This window comes from Silvibacterium acidisoli, from assembly GCA_022870745.1.
In the GTDB taxonomy this organism is placed as follows: domain Bacteria; phylum Acidobacteriota; class Terriglobia; order Terriglobales; family Acidobacteriaceae; genus Silvibacterium.
In genome coordinates this window covers 2,566,885-2,583,077 of record CP085323.1, presented here as the reverse complement: position 1 = coordinate 2,583,077, position 16,193 = coordinate 2,566,885, and the positions used below count along the sequence as shown (strand labels likewise).

14 protein-coding genes are annotated in these 16,193 nt (G+C 61.1%); 5 read left to right on the top strand and 9 right to left on the bottom strand.

From position 1 onward, the window contains the following. The 7 genes from LJD29_RS10825 to LJD29_RS10795 form a co-directional block, all read right to left on the bottom strand. Entirely contained in the window at nucleotides 1–921 is a 921-nt protein-coding gene (locus tag LJD29_RS10825; RefSeq protein ID WP_446745772.1) for a S66 peptidase family protein, read from the bottom strand. Then, nucleotides 918–1,715 carry a diaminopimelate epimerase gene (gene dapF, locus LJD29_RS10820; RefSeq protein ID WP_446745771.1) on the bottom strand — a complete coding sequence of 266 codons (798 nt, stop codon included), beginning with the start codon at nucleotides 1,713–1,715 and terminating at the stop codon, nucleotides 918–920. Before dapF ends, LJD29_RS10825 begins: the two co-directional genes overlap by 4 nt. Continuing rightward, nucleotides 1,712–2,431: an MgtC/SapB family protein gene (locus LJD29_RS10815; RefSeq protein WP_446745770.1), complete on the bottom strand. Its 720-nt coding sequence runs from the start codon at nucleotides 2,429–2,431 to the stop codon at nucleotides 1,712–1,714. The genes dapF and LJD29_RS10815 overlap by 4 nt, the downstream gene beginning before the upstream one ends. Beyond that, nucleotides 2,428–4,104 (bottom strand): glycosyltransferase family protein, encoded by a 1,677-nt coding sequence (locus LJD29_RS10810; protein ID WP_446745769.1) that lies wholly within the window; start codon nucleotides 4,102–4,104, stop codon nucleotides 2,428–2,430. The genes LJD29_RS10815 and LJD29_RS10810 overlap by 4 nt, the downstream gene beginning before the upstream one ends. Next, the gene (locus LJD29_RS10805; protein WP_446745768.1) at nucleotides 4,070–5,005 is read right to left on the bottom strand and encodes a PfkB family carbohydrate kinase; all 936 of its coding nucleotides are present in this window, start codon (nucleotides 5,003–5,005) and stop codon (nucleotides 4,070–4,072) included. Before LJD29_RS10805 ends, LJD29_RS10810 begins: the two co-directional genes overlap by 35 nt. A gap of 2 nt (nucleotides 5,006–5,007) precedes the next feature. Next, nucleotides 5,008–5,883, bottom strand: coding sequence for an S-methyl-5'-thioadenosine phosphorylase (locus tag LJD29_RS10800; protein ID WP_446745767.1), 876 nt, complete (start codon nucleotides 5,881–5,883; stop codon nucleotides 5,008–5,010). Between the two features lie 62 nt (nucleotides 5,884–5,945). Further along, nucleotides 5,946–7,472: a hypothetical protein gene (locus LJD29_RS10795; protein ID WP_446745766.1), complete on the bottom strand. Its 1,527-nt coding sequence runs from the start codon at nucleotides 7,470–7,472 to the stop codon at nucleotides 5,946–5,948. Nucleotides 7,473–7,534: 62 nt separating this feature from the next. Between LJD29_RS10795 and ygfZ the strand changes: the two genes are divergently transcribed. Genes ygfZ through LJD29_RS10775 form a run of 4 tightly spaced genes read left to right on the top strand, consistent with a single transcriptional unit; the run spans nucleotide 7,535 to nucleotide 11,114 of the window. Next, entirely contained in the window at nucleotides 7,535–8,638 is a 1,104-nt protein-coding gene (gene ygfZ, locus LJD29_RS10790) for a CAF17-like 4Fe-4S cluster assembly/insertion protein YgfZ (RefSeq protein ID WP_446745765.1), read from the top strand. Between the two features lie 38 nt (nucleotides 8,639–8,676). Beyond that, a complete protein-coding gene (locus LJD29_RS10785; protein WP_446745764.1) occupies nucleotides 8,677–9,363 on the top strand; it encodes a DUF1844 domain-containing protein in 687 nt (228 codons plus the stop codon). An 11-nt stretch (nucleotides 9,364–9,374) separates the two neighbouring features. After that, nucleotides 9,375–10,151 (top strand): MBL fold metallo-hydrolase, encoded by a 777-nt coding sequence (locus LJD29_RS10780; protein ID WP_446745763.1) that lies wholly within the window; start codon nucleotides 9,375–9,377, stop codon nucleotides 10,149–10,151. Between the two features lie 3 nt (nucleotides 10,152–10,154). Next, nucleotides 10,155–11,114, top strand: coding sequence for a bifunctional riboflavin kinase/FAD synthetase (locus tag LJD29_RS10775; RefSeq protein ID WP_446745762.1), 960 nt, complete (start codon nucleotides 10,155–10,157; stop codon nucleotides 11,112–11,114). Here LJD29_RS10775 and LJD29_RS10770 read toward each other — a convergent pair. Further along, nucleotides 11,101–11,346 carry a glutaredoxin family protein gene (locus tag LJD29_RS10770; RefSeq protein ID WP_446745761.1) on the bottom strand — a complete coding sequence of 82 codons (246 nt, stop codon included), beginning with the start codon at nucleotides 11,344–11,346 and terminating at the stop codon, nucleotides 11,101–11,103. The genes LJD29_RS10775 and LJD29_RS10770 overlap by 14 nt on opposite strands. A gap of 170 nt (nucleotides 11,347–11,516) precedes the next feature. On the opposite strand from LJD29_RS10770, the gene LJD29_RS10765 reads away from it, so the two are divergent. Next, nucleotides 11,517–13,973 carry an ABC transporter permease gene (locus LJD29_RS10765; protein WP_446745760.1) on the top strand — a complete coding sequence of 819 codons (2,457 nt, stop codon included), beginning with the start codon at nucleotides 11,517–11,519 and terminating at the stop codon, nucleotides 13,971–13,973. A 39-nt stretch (nucleotides 13,974–14,012) separates the two neighbouring features. Here the strand turns inward: LJD29_RS10765 and LJD29_RS10760 are convergent, their stop codons facing one another. Then, a complete protein-coding gene (locus tag LJD29_RS10760) occupies nucleotides 14,013–16,142 on the bottom strand; it encodes a penicillin-binding protein 1A (RefSeq protein WP_446745759.1) in 2,130 nt (709 codons plus the stop codon). Nucleotides 16,143–16,193 lie beyond the last annotated feature (51 nt).

Genomic DNA, 16,193 nt, shown 5'->3' with positions numbered 1-16,193 from the left:
CTAAACCTCTACGGCCGCTTCGGTGTATTCCAGCAGCGGCTCATTTTCCAGAATCAATTCCGCCTCGACGCCCAGGGGTAGCGTCACATTCGCGCCCGAAACATGCCCGGAGCGCAGTCCGATGGCAATCGGCCCATCGAACCAATCGAAGACACGCAGGATCACCTGATCCAGCAGTTCGGGGCTGGTGTTGGGCGAAACGCAATCGAGCATCTCGCCAAATATCACTCCGGAGACGCCATCGAACTTACCCGCCAGCAGCATCTGCCGCAGCATCCTGTCGATCTGGTATGGCTTGGCTGCCACGTCTTCGAGAAACAACAGCTTTCCTTCCGTCTGCGGCGCGAAACGCGTTCCCAGCGAAGAGGTCAGGATGCTCAGGCAGCCGCCGTACATCACGCCCTCCGCATGCCCCGGCTTCAGAATGCGCAGGCCTTCCCTCGGCCCGGCAAAGATCTGCTCGCCGCGAATGGCAGCACTGAAGCTGGCCTCGTGAACACCTTTGTCGCGATAAAAATCCGCAGCCACCATCGGTCCGTGAAACGCGACAAGCCCCGTCTGGTCGAGGATCCAGCTTTGCAGCGCCGTCAGGTCGCTGTAACCGAAGAATGGTTTCGGAGAAGCCGCGATCACATCCAGGTCGAGATCTTCCAGCAGGTAGTTTGATCCGTAACCGCCACGCGTACAAAAGACCGCATCGATCTCGGGGTTGGCAAAGGCCGCGTGCAGGTCATCCAGCCGCTGCTCGATCGTCCCGGAAAAATACGGCGGTTCCTTGCCGGCTGCATTTGTGCCGATTACAGGCACAAATCCGCGCGCCTGTAGCGAGGCAATACCCTGCGTGATGCGCTCTGCCTTCGCGCTGCTCGCGGGAGCAACGACGGCGATACGCGCTCCGGGTTGCAGAGCCTGCGGCTTCACAACCACGCGTCACCCTTGGCGATCAGTTCTGCGGGGCCGGTCAGCGTGATCTCCATGCCTTCGCCTGCCCACTCCACGCGCTGCTCGCCGCCCGGCGCACGCACAAGCAGGCTTGGGCTGGCGCCGCGCCGCGCAATCGTTGCCGCGGCGGTCGCGCAGGTGCCAGTCCCGGACGATGTCGTCGGCCCTACGCCGCGCTCGAAGATGCGAATCTCGATCTCGTCCTTGCTGAGGATGTGAACGAACTCCACGTTCGTCTGCTCGGGAAAGTCCTGGTGGAAGCAGATGCCCTTGCCGATCTCCTGCCAGCTCTGCCCTTTGACTTTGAAGCTTTCGTCTTCCACGAAGATCACGAAGTGTGGATTCCCTGTGGAAACCACCACGCCGGAAATGACGCTGCCATCGCTCAGGCAGACCTCGCCATCATGCACCTGCGGCACGCCCATGCCCTGCGAGAACAGGAAGCGATGGCCCTCCGCTTTCACGAGAGTGCATTCGCGCATGCCGGCGTCGGTTTCCAGGCGAATCAGGTCACCAGCCACCGCCTTTTTCCTGTAGGCGATCCAAGCCGCTACGCAGCGGGTTCCATTGCCCGAGATCTCGGCAATCGAACCATCGGCATTGGCCAGCCGGATCACGCCTTCGCGCTCGCCGGTCCAGCCGAGAAACTCGACGCCATCGGCGCCCACGCCGGTATTGCGCTCACAAAGGCGCACGGCCAGCTCACGGTCGAAGCTGCCCTCCACGATCAGAAAATCATTCCCACAGGCATGCGCCTTGGCAAACTGCGTCACTCGTCCTCCTGGCTGCGAAAGATCTTTACGTCGGCAATGGCAGGCTGCGTTTGCAGCCCCGCTTCCAGACGCTGATGTATTTTGCGGATCGCGCTCACGGAGAAGGTAAGCCGCTCCACATGCCCGACGGGCATCGACTCCACACCGCCGAATCGCTGCTTCTCTCTGTCGAGGACCTCCAGGATGGCAAGCGTCATGCCTGCCGTGTCCTCACCGCGTACTTCGTAGAGCATTACGTATGACTTCAGGTTGCCGCGCGTTTCAAGCAGCCCGACAATCTCGAGCACCACCAGTACCAGCACAGCCGAAAGCACCGCCGGAGCGTACAGCCCTGCTCCGCATGCCATGCCGATCGAGGCGACGGCCCAGACAGTGGCGGCGCTGATCAACCCGCTCACGCGGTCGCGGTTGTGCAGAATCAGACCTGCGCCGAGAAAGCCGATGCCCTGCACGATATTCGAGGCGATCTGGCCCTTGTTAGGGCTGCTGTCTCCCGCGATCACCGAGGAGAGAAAAGTGAATAGCGCCGCGCCTATGCAGATCAGAAGGTTGGTGCGAATTCCCGAAGGCCGGTGGTGGATTTCGCGATCGATGCCGATCGCTCCGCCCAGCACGGCTGCCAGCAACAGGCGCCCGAGTGCGCCGCCGGTCAGCACCCACTGCTGAATCTGGTCAAAGCTCAGCATGTGGCCTTCATTCTCGAGAATCGCAATCATTTCTGGGTGATGCTACCACCTGCGGTATGGCGATCAGAACGGTAAAAGCGCACGCAGGGTTGACCAGTCGAGCACACGACGTTGATAAGCGTCAGCCCCTCGGGATGCTCGGCCACGGCCTTCGCTACCGGGTCTTTGTCGGTCGTGATGACGTAATCGGCTGCCTTCGCCGGATCCTTCAGCGCCGGAATCCACTGGTAGTAGTCCGATTCGTTGATCGTATGCTTCAGCTCGATGCCGGCACGCTGGAATGCCCCGATGTGCTCCGAGGTATAGACCAGCATGGTGACATTCTTCGGCAGTATCGCAAGCTGGTTGGCGTACGCGGCCTCGAAGGGAATCCGCGATCGCGAATTCGCGATCGCCTCCTGCAGCACCAGCGGCTGCTGCTTGTAGAGCCAATAGCTGTTGCCGGCAATGAGAAGCACGAATACGCCAATGACCCACGCGCCCGCTTCCGCCTTGCGCTGCATGACGAGGTTCGCGATCCAACCGCAGAGAAACGCCAGCGAGATGGCAAAGACGGGCAGCATCTCCATGCCATAGCGGGTGTTGTAAAACGAATGCGGCCACCACGGCGGGATGAAGATCGGCACCGATCCGTAGGCGACGGAATAGGCGTAGAAGGGCAGCGGAATCCACAGCAGCAGGAAGCCGAGTCCGGCCTTCGCGCGCCACTTGATGGCAGCGATGACACTGCCTGCGATGGAGAGCAGGAAGAGTGGGTTCGCCATGCGCGGAATGACCGCGCCCAACTCCGACGCCTTGAGGAAATAGAGCGCCGCCACGCGCATGCTGTGCCAGCCGGGATAGTGCGGAGCTCCCGGGGTCGACGTCCGCGCGTCGATCGCCTTCGCGGAATACGGCCCTCGGATGAAGTCCAGCGGGTCGCCGAACTGGCGCGCGCAGTAACCCATCCACACCAGCGGAGCCACGGCCAGCATCACGGTGAAGAGCACAAACGCGCCCCCTGCCTTCGACTTCCAGCGGTCGCGCCGCAGCATGTTGCTTGCCGCCACCAGCCACGCGACGAAGGTGTAGACCCAGCCGTCGTAGCGGGTGAAGACCGCCGTAACCAGCACCACGCCTGCGCCGATAATCAGCTTCGAGGCGCGTTCCGGCTCTTCCGCATTCAGGGCCTGGCGGAATTCGACGATCAATACCGCTGCCCAGATCATCTGGGCGAGGAACAGCGGTTCGTTCATCGCCGTAGTCTGCATGTAAAGCAGTCCGGGATTCAGCCCCAAAAACAGCGCGGCCAGCATTGCCACGGCGGGCTTCGTCCACATGCGCGTCAGCCGGTAGATACCGGCCGTAGCGAACACATACGCCCCCATCGATGGGAACGCACCCGCTACTCCCGTTTGCCACCACCCCATGCGCCAGATGAAGGGCAGCAGGATGATGTGCGGGAAGGGCAGCCACACGGAACCCAGCTGCCGGAAGCCCGGATTGATCGAGTCGATCAGCCTCCGGGCTATGTGCAGATGGGCCACCGCATCGCCGTAAAGCAGCAGCAGGTTGTGCGAGAAGCAGTAGGAAAGCGCAAAGAGCGCGATGAGCAGCGAACTCCACGCGACGACAAAGGTCTCGCCGCGGATCGTCAGCCGCTCGGTTTCGGCCTCAGTCATCGTGACGTTAGTCGAGGTGCGAGAGTTCGCGGAAGAGCGCAAAGCGTTCCCCTATCTCCTTTGGATCGAGCTGCGCCAGGCGCTCGGTGCCAAACCGCTCGACGGCGAACGATCCCATCACACCGCCGTAGAACATGGCTTTCTTGAAGACTTCCGGGGTGAACTCCGGCTGCGATGCGATGTAGCCGAAGAAGCCGCCAGCGAATGAATCGCCAGCACCCGTCGGGTCGACAACCTCGGACAAAGGCAGTGCCGGAGCGCGGAAGGGCAGGAAGACTTTCTTCGTAATGCCCGCAAACGACCGATCGCTGAAGAAGGCCGTCGCGCCGAACTCGCCGTGCTTCACGACCAGGCTCTTCGGGCCTGCATCGAGAATCTTCGCGGCGGCGTTGACCAGGTTCGCGTCCTTCGCGAGCAGCTTGGCTTCGCCATCGTTGATCAACAGAACGTCGAGGCCCTTCAGTACCTTGGCCAGGTTCTCGGCATGATCGTTGATCCAGTAATTCATGGTGTCGCCGCCGACCAGCTTCGCCTTTGGCATCTTGCCGCGTACGTCAGCCTGCAGCACCGGATCGATATTCGCGAGGAAGAGGTAATCGCTGTCCTGATATTCGGCGGGAATCTTCGGCGTAAAGCTCTGGAAAACATTCAGCTCGGTGTTGAGCGTCGTCGCTTCGTTCAAGCTGTTGAGGTATGAGCCCTCCCAGAAGAAGCTCTTACCGGCGACATGCTCTATGCCGCGCGTGTCGATGCCGCGATTGGTCAGCACCGACTCCAACTCGGGGGTAAAGTCTTCGCCGACAACGGCGATCACGCGAACGTCAGTGAAGTAGCTCGCTGCCAGCGAGAAGTGCGTGGCTGCGCCGCCCAGGCAACGTTCACGGCGGCCCGAAGGAGTTTCAAGCGTATCGAAGGCAACGCTGCCTACTACCAGAATCGACATCGTTATCCCTTCGCCTCGTTCAGATATTTGCCCAGCAGCAGGTCGAGCTTCTCGCGGGTTGCCGCGGGAATGACCTTCGGATCTGTCAGGACGGCGTACTTGAGCGCCGAGGTGCAGGCGCAGGTGCGCTCCTTCGGCATATTCGCAACAGCCGCTTTGACCATCTTTGCGGCGTTGGCGGCATTCTGGTGCAGCACGGCGACAATCTCCTCGATCGTGACCGAGTCGTGGCCTTCGCGCCAGCAGTCGTAATCGGTGACCATGGCGACGGTCGCGTAGCAGAGCTCCGCTTCGCGGGCGAGCTTAGCCTCCTGCAGGTTGGTCATGCCGATTACATCGGCGCCCCAGCTGCGATAGAGGTTTGATTCAGCACGGGTCGAGAACTGCGGGCCTTCCATGCAGACATACGTTCCGCCCAGCTTGGCTGCCAGCGATTCCTGCTCGCAGGCCTTGGCCAGCGTCTTGCCGAGCACGCCGCAGACAGGGTCACCGAACGAAACGTGGCCGACGATGCCGTCTCCGAAGAAGGTCGACACGCGATGGAAGGTGCGATCGATGAACTGGTCGGGAATGACGAAATCCGTCGGCTTGTGCTCTTCCTTGAGTGAGCCCACGGCGGAGACCGACAGGATGCGCTCCACGCCCAGCTTTTTCATGGCGTAGATGTTGGCGCGGAAGTTCAGCTCCGAGGGCAGGATGCGATGGCCACGTCCGTGCCGTGCGAGGAAAGCCACCTTGCGGCCTTCGAGTTCTCCTAGAACGAAGGCGTCGCTCGGGTCTCCAAAAGGAGTTTCGACCTTGACTTCATGGACGCCAGTAAGTCCGGGCATGGCATACAGACCGCTGCCCCCGATGATTCCGATTTCCGCTTGTTGCAATCCACACTCCGGCTGTTTTCTGGTGAATGTTCAGTATAAATGGCGCGCAGAATTGGAAGGCCTTATCTCCGCAGAGCAACCTTCATCACACCGCAGTTGGCCATGAAATACACCATCGACCCGGTCAGGTCCTGCGCAGGTGCGGCGCTCGCCACGGACTGCCCGTCCGTCTGTCCCTGCTGCGCGCCCAGCATCAGAAACTGCAGCTTGCGGGCCACGGCCAGGTCGAAACTCTCGCTCACAAACACAGCCGTCCCGCTGGTTGCGATGAACATCGGACCTTCATTCGTGTTGAAGATCATCTCCGAAGGGTCGGTCTCGGATGCCGTATCGCGCATCACGTGTGAATACTGCTTGCCCAGCGCGTCCGCATAAAGCTTTGCGAAGGCAGCGGCTGCTTCAGGCGTCTTCCACTGCGAGAGATACACGAGGCCGATCGACGAGGTCAGGTTCTTGTCCGGAGCACTCTTCTTCTGGGCAACGTAATAAATGCCGCCATTCCAGGCGGGAGCGAGCGCCTGAGCCGTCTGCGGACCGGCAAACAGCTCCGTCAGCATGCGCACGTCGAGCGCGCCCATCACACCCACGTCATACGGGTCGTAATCGGCGTCGAGGATTGCGTGCACATCCGGCATCTTCAGCAACGGAAGCTTCGCCTGCCGCTCGTACACCTTCGGGTCCATAATCTCGAGGCTTGTCGATGGGGGGCGATCGATCGCACCGGCAAATGCTGCATCTGCGCCCCTGTCCTTCAGCAGATCCACTTCGAACTTCAGCCCCTCGCGGTAGGGGAACAGCAGCGACTCCTCCAGCACCAGCGGCGCGCGCGACAATACCGGCGAATCGGAATCCGCGCCCTGCTCATCGGCGCGCTGCTTGACTACGTCCGGATTCGTCAGGATGCTTTGCCCGTTCGGCTTGAGACTGTAGTCCACCAGCACCGCCATCGCCTGGCCTTCGAGCACCGCCTCGCGTGCGGTACCCTGCTCGTCGGTCGAAATGTGCTGGTTATCCTCGTTCACATTGCGGGCAATCGAATCGCTGCTCGGGTCTTCCCACTTTTCCAGATCCACGTGCTGGTCCTGCAACGCATGGGTCAGTTCATGCGCGAGCACCGGCTTCTGGCTGTCCGGCTCGATCCAGTCGAGCAGGTTCACGGTCTTGGTCTTGCTGTCGTAATAGCCGGCAATCTGCTCCTTCAACAGGCTGATAAGAAACGGCTGGAGATGAAAATCCTCGTCGAGCATGCCGAATTTCTTCAGAACGATCTCCGAGCGCTGCATCCGCTTCGAATCCTTGTCGTTCTTCATTTTGTCGAAGAGGTATTTCTCGACCGCGTCGCGCGAGGTCAGCCTGCGCTTTACCTTGGACTTGATCGGCAGCTTCGTATCGTCCGACGCGAACTTCATGATCGAGTCCACCGAGGCGAACAGCTCTTTGGCCTGCGCGGGCGTCATCCGCGTCTCCGGCTTCTTTGCCGCATCCGCCTGTCCGGGTGCCGGAGCCTGATCCTGCAGGGCAAAAGCCCCAACCGGGCCAATAAAACACGCAAGTACCGCAGCGCAGCCTAACTTCCCAGCAAAATTCATCCTGATCCCTTCAAAAACCCTGTCTACACCTGCGAGGCTATAATTTTTAGAGACGCTTGACCATGAGCCTCACTGCCGAAAATACGTCTGTAACCGAAGTTCCGCTGGAAGCGACGCCGCTTGCCGGTCTTTTCCCCGCAGGCGATTCCGTCGCGTATCGCGGCGCACTCACCCCGCGCGGTTTTTCGTCCGTGCAGAACGAAGTCCAGGCGCTCACCGCCTCCGCTGGCCTGTATGATCTCGGCTACCTTTCGGCCTTGAAGATCACGGGCAGCGATCGCGTTCGCTGGCTGAACGGCATGGTTACCAACACCGTCCGCTCGCTCGAAGCCGGGCAACACAACTACAGCTTCCTGCTCAACGCACAGGGCCGAATACTCGGAGATTGCACGGTCTTTAATTTTGACGATTCGCTGCTCCTTGAGTCGGACCGCACACAGATTGCCTCCATTGCCGCTCACCTCGACCGTTTCATCATCATGGACGACGTGGAACTGCAGCCATTAGACGCAACTTCGACCACGATTGGCTTGTCCGGACCCTCCGCAGCGGAAATCCTCGCAAAAGCCGGCTTGCCGCTTCCGGCGGCTGGTGCCTTTGCACAGGCCTCGTTCCTGGATGCTCCTATCGTCGTTGCGAATGCAAGCGAATCGCAGATTACGAGCCTCCGGATCACGCTGCCGGTTACATCGCTCGAAGCCGCATGGAAGACTCTCGAAAACGCCGGAGCCGTTCCCTGTGGCGTGGAAGCCGTCGAGGCGCTTCGCATTCTCGAAGGCACTCCGCTCTTTGGCATCGACATCCTGAGTACGCACCTTCCCCAGGAAACCGCCCAGACACGCGCCCTGAACTTCGACAAGGGCTGCTACCTCGGGCAGGAGATCGTCGAGCGCATCCGCTCACGGGCCACCATTCACCGCACCTTTCGCCAGTTCAGGCTTTCGGGCGCTCTGCATATCGAAACAGGCCAGCCGGTGCCCGTCACGGCAGAAGCCTCGCAGCGCAACCCGGTCGGCGAGCTCACGAGTGCGGCATCGTTCAGTACCCCATCCTTCAGCGGCCATCTCGCTCTGGGTTTCGTCCGGACCGAGGTCCTGGAGCGCAAACTCGCGATGGCATGCGGCGATATCGCAGTCGAAGCGCTCGACAAGCCGCCGCTGCCCTGATTTCACTCGACATTTTTAGAAGCTCCAAAAGGACCCCAATGGCTGAGAAACCTACTCCCTTCACCGTATCCGACCGCCGCAAGTTCACCCTCGACGGAGAACTGCGCGACGAAACAGCGGTGACCACGCAGGAAACCACTCCCGAAACGAAGCCAGAGACCAAGCAGGAGCAGAAGACCACCGCAGCCGAGTCCGTACCGGCGCAGCCCTCCGCCGGCCCGCGCCTCGTTACGATGGCCGCCCCCGCTGCCTCTCCGGAGCCGGAGCCGGTCGCCCTCGATGAATCTGAACTCGCCGAATCTGAACTTGCCGAGGCCGAACTCGCCCCTGCGCCAACGGCCGCAGAACTCGCGGCGCAGCGCACCGCCTACCAGAAGGCCTCCGAAGATCTGAACCTGGCCCTGAGAGCGGCGAATCCCGGCATGGACCCTGCGACCATCGCGCCGATCAGCTTCGACCACCTGGTGCAGTCTCTTTATCTCTCCGCGGTAGTTGCGCTCGGTGCCGGCACCGAACCCGGCCAGAAGCCACGTGTCGACATCCTGGGTGCGCGGCAGAATATCGACATGCTCATGGCTCTCCATGACAAGACCGGTGGCAACCTGAATCCCCAGGAGCAGCGGCTGCTCGACAGCGCGCTCTTCGAGCTACAGGCCATGTTCGCCGAGATCACCAAGGCCGTCACGCAGCAGCAGATTCCCAAACCGCCGCAGGGCCTGAAATAACCGCCGGCCGCATGCAGGCAACGCTGACCATCCTTGGCAGCGGGACGTCCATGGGCGTCCCGACACTGGGCTGCACATGTGCGGTCTGTACCTCCACGGACCCGCGAAACAACCGCACGCGTCCTTCCATTGCCGTTGAGTGGAAGGACTATCGTGTCGTGATCGATACCGGGCCGGACTTCCGCACGCAGGCGCTGCGCGAGAAAATCACCAGCCTTGACGCGGTCTTTTACACGCACGCGCATGCCGACCACATTCTCGGACTGGACGATCTGCGGCCGCTCACCTTTCAGCGGCCAGAGAAGATGCCGCTCTATGCCGACAGTACGACCGCGGATGTTCTCGAGCGCATCTTTGAATACACCTTTTCGCCCAACGCCAAGTATCCTACCCGTGCACGGGTCGATCTGCGCCGCTTCAATCATCACGAGTCGGTTGAGATCGGGGGCGTCCGCTTCCAGCGTGTACCCATCCATCACGGACGGCTGGAGGTTGGCGGCTACCGCTTCGGATCGGCAGCCTACCTCACGGACATGAGCGCGATTCCCGAGTCCAGCCTGCCGCTTCTCGAAGATCTCGACATCCTTATCCTCGACGCCCTGCGCATCACCCCTCATCCTTCCCACGCAAATGTTGAAGAGGCGTTGAAGTGGATTGAGCTGGTCAAGCCGCGCCGCGCGTTCTTCACCCACATCTCCCACGAGCTGGAACAGTCAGCGACCGAAGCAGAGCTGCCGCCGCATGTGCGCCTCGCCTACGACGGGATGCGCTTATCTTTTGAGATCTGAACCATGCATGTTTACCGATCCCTCGACTTTTTGCCTGAGAAATTCGCCGCCTCGGTGCTCGCCATCGGGAATTTTGATGGCGTGCACTGCGGGCACCAGAGCGTGCTGGCAGCGCTGCGCAAACGGGCGGGAGAGCTAGGGGCGCAATCCGTCGCCGTCACCTTCGAGCCGCATCCGGTGCGCATTCTGCGGCCTGAGCTGGCACCCAAGCTCATCACTCCGCTTCCCCAGAAGCTTGAACTGCTGGCCGCCCAGAATATCGACGCAACCGTCGTCATCCCGTTCACACAGGCATTTGCCGAGCTCACCGCCGAGCAGTTCGCTGCCGGCGTCCTGCGCGACCGCCTTCATGCGCTTGAGGTGCACGAGGGCGACAACTTCCGCTTCGGGCGGGGAGCAGCCGCCAGCACCGCCGACCTGCGCCGGCTGGGCGAGTCGCTGGGCTTCAAGGTTCTCTCGCATGCGGCGCTCATCCGCCGAGGCATCCCCATCTCCAGTTCTGCTATCCGCGCGCTTATCGCCGATGGCCGGATCGATACAGCACGGGCGTTGCTCGGCCGGCCCTTTGCCATCCAGTCCACCCAGGTGAGAGACCGGGGTATCGGCACGCGGCTCACCGTGCCCACGATCAACCTGGCGCAGTACGACGAACTTCGGCCCCAGAACGGCGTATACATCACGCGCCTGAAAATCGGAGCCGGGGCACACGCGCAGATCTTCAACTCGGTCACGAATGCCGGGAATCGGCCGACCTTCGGGGAAGACTCCTTCGCCATCGAAAGCCATCTACTTAGTTTTCACGAGGTAGAGCTGACGCCGGAAACACCCTTGGAGGTCACGTTTCTGAAGAGGATTCGCGACGAAAAGAGATTCGACTCGCCCGAGGCTTTGAAGGCGCAGATCCTGAAGGATGTGAAACAGGCCCAACGCTTCTTCGCACTCGAAGAAGCTATTTGCCGCTGACCTGTCCGGCCAACATCGTCTCCAGCTTTTCGGGATCGAAGCCGATCATGACTTCCTCTCCAACCTTGATCGTCGGAGTCGACCGGCTGTTCAGCGCGAGAAGCTCCTTCAGCGCAACGGGATCGGCCTGCACGTCCTTGTACTCGAACTCAACGTTACGAGCTTTGAAGAAATGCTTGGCGGCGGTGCACGGTGGGCAGCCCGGTTGACTGTAGAGGACGACATGCTTCATGTCTCTTATGATGAACAACATCTGCCGTTGGTCGCTTTAACATCGTCCGATTACGGACAAGCCAGTCCATAAGCGATCAGCTTCTTCGCGAAAATTTCGAACAAACTACACATTCCATGTGATTTAAAATCGGCCCCCCAGGTGCTGCATTCCTGCGCGAGGGATTCGCCATGGAAGACTTTGTGCAGGATCTTCGTTTCGCCCTGCGCCAGTTGCGCAAAGCGCCCGGCTTCGCCGGGTCGGTCATTCTCACTATCGCCCTGGGTATAGGCGTCACAGCTGCCATTTTCAGCGTGCTTTATGCCATGCTGATTCGCCCGCTTCCCTACAGCCATCCCGAGGAAATCTTCTCTGTCGAAACCCTTCAGCACCAGGGATACCGGCAATGGGCTGCTTATCCCGAGTACAAAGACTGGCGGCGCCTCACCCATGGCTTCTCCGCGCTTGCCGGCTTCAATCCCTGGGGCACGGTCAACTTCGAGGGCAGCAGCGGACCGGTCGCCCTGCAGAGCGTGCAGGGTACCGACAACTTCTTCGACGTCTTCGGAGTCCAGCCCATTCTGGGCCGCACCTTCACTCCCGGAGAGGACCTGCCCGGCAGGAACGATGTCGTCGTGCTGAGCTACGAGGTCTGGCGCGACACCTTCAGCAGCGACCGTAACGTCATCGGACGCAAAGCCTCGATCGATGGCCATCCCTACACCATCATCGGCGTAATGCCCGCCGGTTTCCGCTTCCCCATCGGCAAAGTCAATGCTGTTTACACGCCGATCCACGTTTCGCAGCGGCTGGCAGAGGATCGCGGCGACCACTGGCTGCAGACCATCGCACGGCTCAAGCCAGGCGTCACTCCGCAACAGGCCGCAGCCGGCCTCACCTCAGTCATGACCAACCTCGGCCGCACCGACCAGTTCAACGCCGGCCGCAGCGTGCACATGATCGACCTCGAATCCTACGTTGTCGGCAGCACGAAGAACTCGCTCTACCTGCTTCTGTGCGCGGTCATGGCCCTGCTGGCCATCGGGTGCGTGAACGTTGCTGGCCTGCTGCTTGCCCGCGGCGTAAAGCGGGAGCGTGAGGTGGCCCTGCGCTCCGCCATCGGAGCCCGCCGCAGCCGCATCGTGAAACAGATGTTCACCGAGGCGCTGCTCTTCGCCTTTCTTGGCGGACTTGCCGGCGTGGCCCTCGCCTATGGTCTTCTTGGAGCCATTCGCCTTCTCCTGGTCTCCGCACTGGCACGCGGCGCGGAGGTAGAGCTGAACGCTCCCGTGCTTCTCGGATCGCTGCTGGTCGCTGCGGTTGTGACCATTGCCGCAGCTCTTGCGCCCGCGCTCCGCCTGTCATCGATCGCTCCCACGCTCGCGCTGCGTGCTGGCGGCGCTGCCGGCACCACGCGCAATCAGCATCGCGTCCGTGCCGCTTTCGTGATGACGCAGATCGCGCTTGCGCTTACACTGCTGGTCGTCTCGGGGCTGCTGCTGCGCATCCTCGGAGGCCTGAAAAATGCCGACCTCGGCTTCTCGCCGGACCGTATCCTCACCACCGAGGTCAACCTTTCGCCGGGCCGCTACGAGAACCGCGACCCGATCCTCAGCTTCTACGATCCGCTGCTTGAAAAGACACAAGCGATCCCCGGCGTGCAGGCGGCGGGGCTCATCAATGTAATGCCCATTCAAAGCTGGGGATTCAACCGGGAGGGCCTGCATGTCGTCGGCACGCCGATCGCTCCACGCGAGCAGTCGCAGTCGGCTGAATTGCGCTTCGTCACGCCCGGATACTACGCCGCCATGAGCGACCGGCTGGTACGAGGACGCAGCTTCGAGGCCGGCCGCGACACGGTAAACACGCGGCTCGTCACCGTCGTCAACGAAGAGTTCGTGAAGCGCTACATTCCCAAAGACCGCGACCCCATCGGCATGCTCATCGGCGACGAAGGCGTCAACCAGTTCAATCCCACCGATGAGAATCCCTCGGCAACCATCATCGGAGTGGTCAAGAATATCCGGCAGAACATCTACGCACCCCCCATGCCGCAGATGGATTACTTCATTGCCCAGATGCCGCCCAGGCTTCGGCTGGAAGCCGTAGGAAATATGCACCTGGTCTTGAAGACCGCGGTGAAACCCGATGCCATCGTTCCCGCATTGCAGAGAACCTTCCGCGAGACCGATCCGACGCTGCCTTTCCGAGCGCCGCAGATCATGCAGGCCGTCATTGCCGACGTACTGATCTTCGAGCGCCTGGAAAACTGGCTCTTCGGCATCTTCGCCGGACTGGCGATTCTGCTCTCCGTCGTCGGCTTGTATGGGCTCATCAGCCATGAGGTCGAGATGTCCATGCGCGACATCGGCGTTCGCCTGGCGCTCGGAGCTTCGCGTTCACGGATCCTCGGCGGCATCTATCGCCGCGTGGGCATCATGCTTGCTGGTGGAGTCTGTGCCGGCCTCGCGCTCACGACCGCGGCGCAGAAATACATCTCGTCAGTGGTTGCAATCGAAGCCGGGAGGGATGCGCTGCGCATCATCGAACTGACTGCGGCGCTGGTAGCCATTGGACTCCTCGCCGCCACGCTGCCCGCGCGGCGCGCCTCCTCTGTCGAACCGATGGAAGCGCTGCGAGACGAATAGGCTATAGCGGAAGTAGAGATCGATGACGCAGAGCTTCGTTCACGGAGCTCTGCGCTGGGCAGCCACAAGTTGCTGGGCGCCTGCGCGGTGCGCATCGCCGGGGAACATCTCATCCGGCTTACCGGCGATCGCAGCCTGCATGAAGTCCATCCAGATAGGAAGAGCAGCCCTGGCGCCGGTCTCCTTATCGCCCAGCGACTGGCGGCTGTCATAGCCGACCCATACGCCACACGTCACCGAGGGCGAGAAGCCCATGAACCAGGCGTCGGTGTAGTCGCTCGTCGTTCCTGTCTTGCCGCCGAGAGGATGGTTCAGTGCAGCCGCATCTTTGGCCGTGCCGCTGTGCGTCACTTCCTTGAGCATCACCATCATGGTGCGAGCGACCCGGCTGCTGATCGCCTCTTTCACCTGTGAGGTCGCCTCGTTCATCGGCATGCCGTCGGCGGTGGTTACGCGCCGCACCATGCGGGGAGCGACGCGAATGCCGTCATTCGGAAAAACAGAGTATGCGGCAACCTGCTCCTTGAGCGAAATCTCCACGGCACCAAGAGCGACGGGGAGATACGCCGGGATATTGCTCGTGATTCCAAACTGCTGCGCCGTCGCGATGACCTTGTGCATACCGACACGCTGGGCAAGCTTAAGCGCGGGAATATTTCGCGAATCCGCGAAGGCCTTCAGCACAGAAATGTTGCCGAGGTAATTTCCTTCGTAGTTATGCGGAGTGTAGGAGCCAAAGGATGTGGGAGCATCGAGAATCGTCTCCTCAGGCGTTACGCCTTCCTCTACCGCCGCCGTGTAGACATATGGCTTGAACGACGAGCCTGTCTGGCGTTCGGCCTGGGTCGCACGGTCAAACTGCGAAAGATTGAAGTCGCGCCCGCCCACGAGCGCAAGCACATCGCCGGTGGCATTATCCATTGCCATTAGCGAGCCTTGCGCGCCCGAATCCTGTTCAAGGGTGCCGCGCAGCAGGTTGCCGTCCTCGCCCTTCAGGTGGACGTAAATGATGTCTCCCTTGGAGAGAAACTGCTCACCCGTCTTGAACCCGGTCCACGACCAATCTTCTGGCGTAAGCATGAGCTGGTGATTTCCAATGCGCGCGGTCACCTGGTAGGGCAAAACGCCGACGACCAGCGCATGTACCCACTGCCCCGGCTGAGGCGTTCCGCTCCAGTCCGGATGCTTGAAGGTTTCCGGATCGATGCCCCCGGCAATCACATTCAAGAGGCGGCCCTTCCAGCCATGCCGGCGCTCGTACTGCGCCAGCCCGTTCATCACGGCCTCGTTCGCGCGCTGCTGCAGGTCTAGATCGAGCGTCGTGTACACCTTTAATCCGGCTTCGTGGACCTCGTCCGTGCCGAACTGCTTCTCCAGCTCGCGGCGCACCTCTTCTACAAACCATGGAGCGATGCTGTTGGGAGGCGTTTCGATATGCAGGCCCAGCGGAGCCGTCCTCGCAGCCTCGGCCTGCGGGGCGGTAATCGTACCGTCTTCGAGCATCGCGTTGATCACTGCATTGCGACGGCGCATCGCCCGGTCCGGATTCTGCAACGGAGAAAACTCCGATGGCCCCTTCGGAAGCCCCGCCAGCAGCGCGGCTTCAGGAAGCCTCAATTCGTTGGCATGTTTTGAGAAGTAGTAATTCGAGCCCGCCTCGAAACCATAAACCCCGTTGCCGAGATAGATCTGGTTAGCGTAAAGCGTGAAGATTTGCTGCTTGGTGAAATTATGCTCGATCTGGATCGAGAGGAATGCTTCCTGCAGCTTGCGGCCCATGGTCCGCTGGTTCGACAGGAACAGGTTTCTTGCCAGCTGCATGGTGAGCGTGGACGCTCCCTGAGCGCGGCCATGCGAGCGCAGGTCGTGGTAGATCGCACCCGCCACACGAAAAACATTCACGCCCCAATGGCTCTCGAAATTCTTGTCTTCGATCGAGATCACGGCCTGCCGCAACAAGGGAGAGAAATCGCCGTAGTTCACCACGACACGGCGCTCCAGGGCGAACGAGCCGAATGAGCGGCCATGCGCGTCGTAGAGTTCGGTGGTCGTATCGGGACGATAGCGTTCCAGGTCTTCGATCTGGGGCAGATTGACCGAGTAGACCAGCATCAGTCCGCTGAGCGAGCCTACTGTAATGGCGAGCAGCGCCATAAAGGCCAGCGCCACTCTTCCGGCGACCTTACGATTGCCGGTCTGAGGGCGGAAACCTGAAGTTGC

Coding starts and splice junctions, on each gene's coding strand:
- LJD29_RS10815 (WP_446745770.1), bottom strand. CDS start 2,431: ATGATTGCGATTCTCGAGAATGAAGGCCACATGCTGAGCTTTGACCAG.
- LJD29_RS10805 (WP_446745768.1), bottom strand. CDS start 5,005: ATGTCGATTCTGGTAGTAGGCAGCGTTGCCTTCGATACGCTTGAAACT.
- LJD29_RS10795 (WP_446745766.1), bottom strand. CDS start 7,472: ATGAATTTTGCTGGGAAGTTAGGCTGCGCTGCGGTACTTGCGTGTTTT.
- ygfZ (WP_446745765.1), top strand. CDS start 7,535: ATGAGCCTCACTGCCGAAAATACGTCTGTAACCGAAGTTCCGCTGGAA.
- LJD29_RS10785 (WP_446745764.1), top strand. CDS start 8,677: ATGGCTGAGAAACCTACTCCCTTCACCGTATCCGACCGCCGCAAGTTC.
- LJD29_RS10780 (WP_446745763.1), top strand. CDS start 9,375: ATGCAGGCAACGCTGACCATCCTTGGCAGCGGGACGTCCATGGGCGTC.
- LJD29_RS10775 (WP_446745762.1), top strand. CDS start 10,155: ATGCATGTTTACCGATCCCTCGACTTTTTGCCTGAGAAATTCGCCGCC.
- LJD29_RS10770 (WP_446745761.1), bottom strand. CDS start 11,346: ATGAAGCATGTCGTCCTCTACAGTCAACCGGGCTGCCCACCGTGCACC.
- LJD29_RS10765 (WP_446745760.1), top strand. CDS start 11,517: ATGGAAGACTTTGTGCAGGATCTTCGTTTCGCCCTGCGCCAGTTGCGC.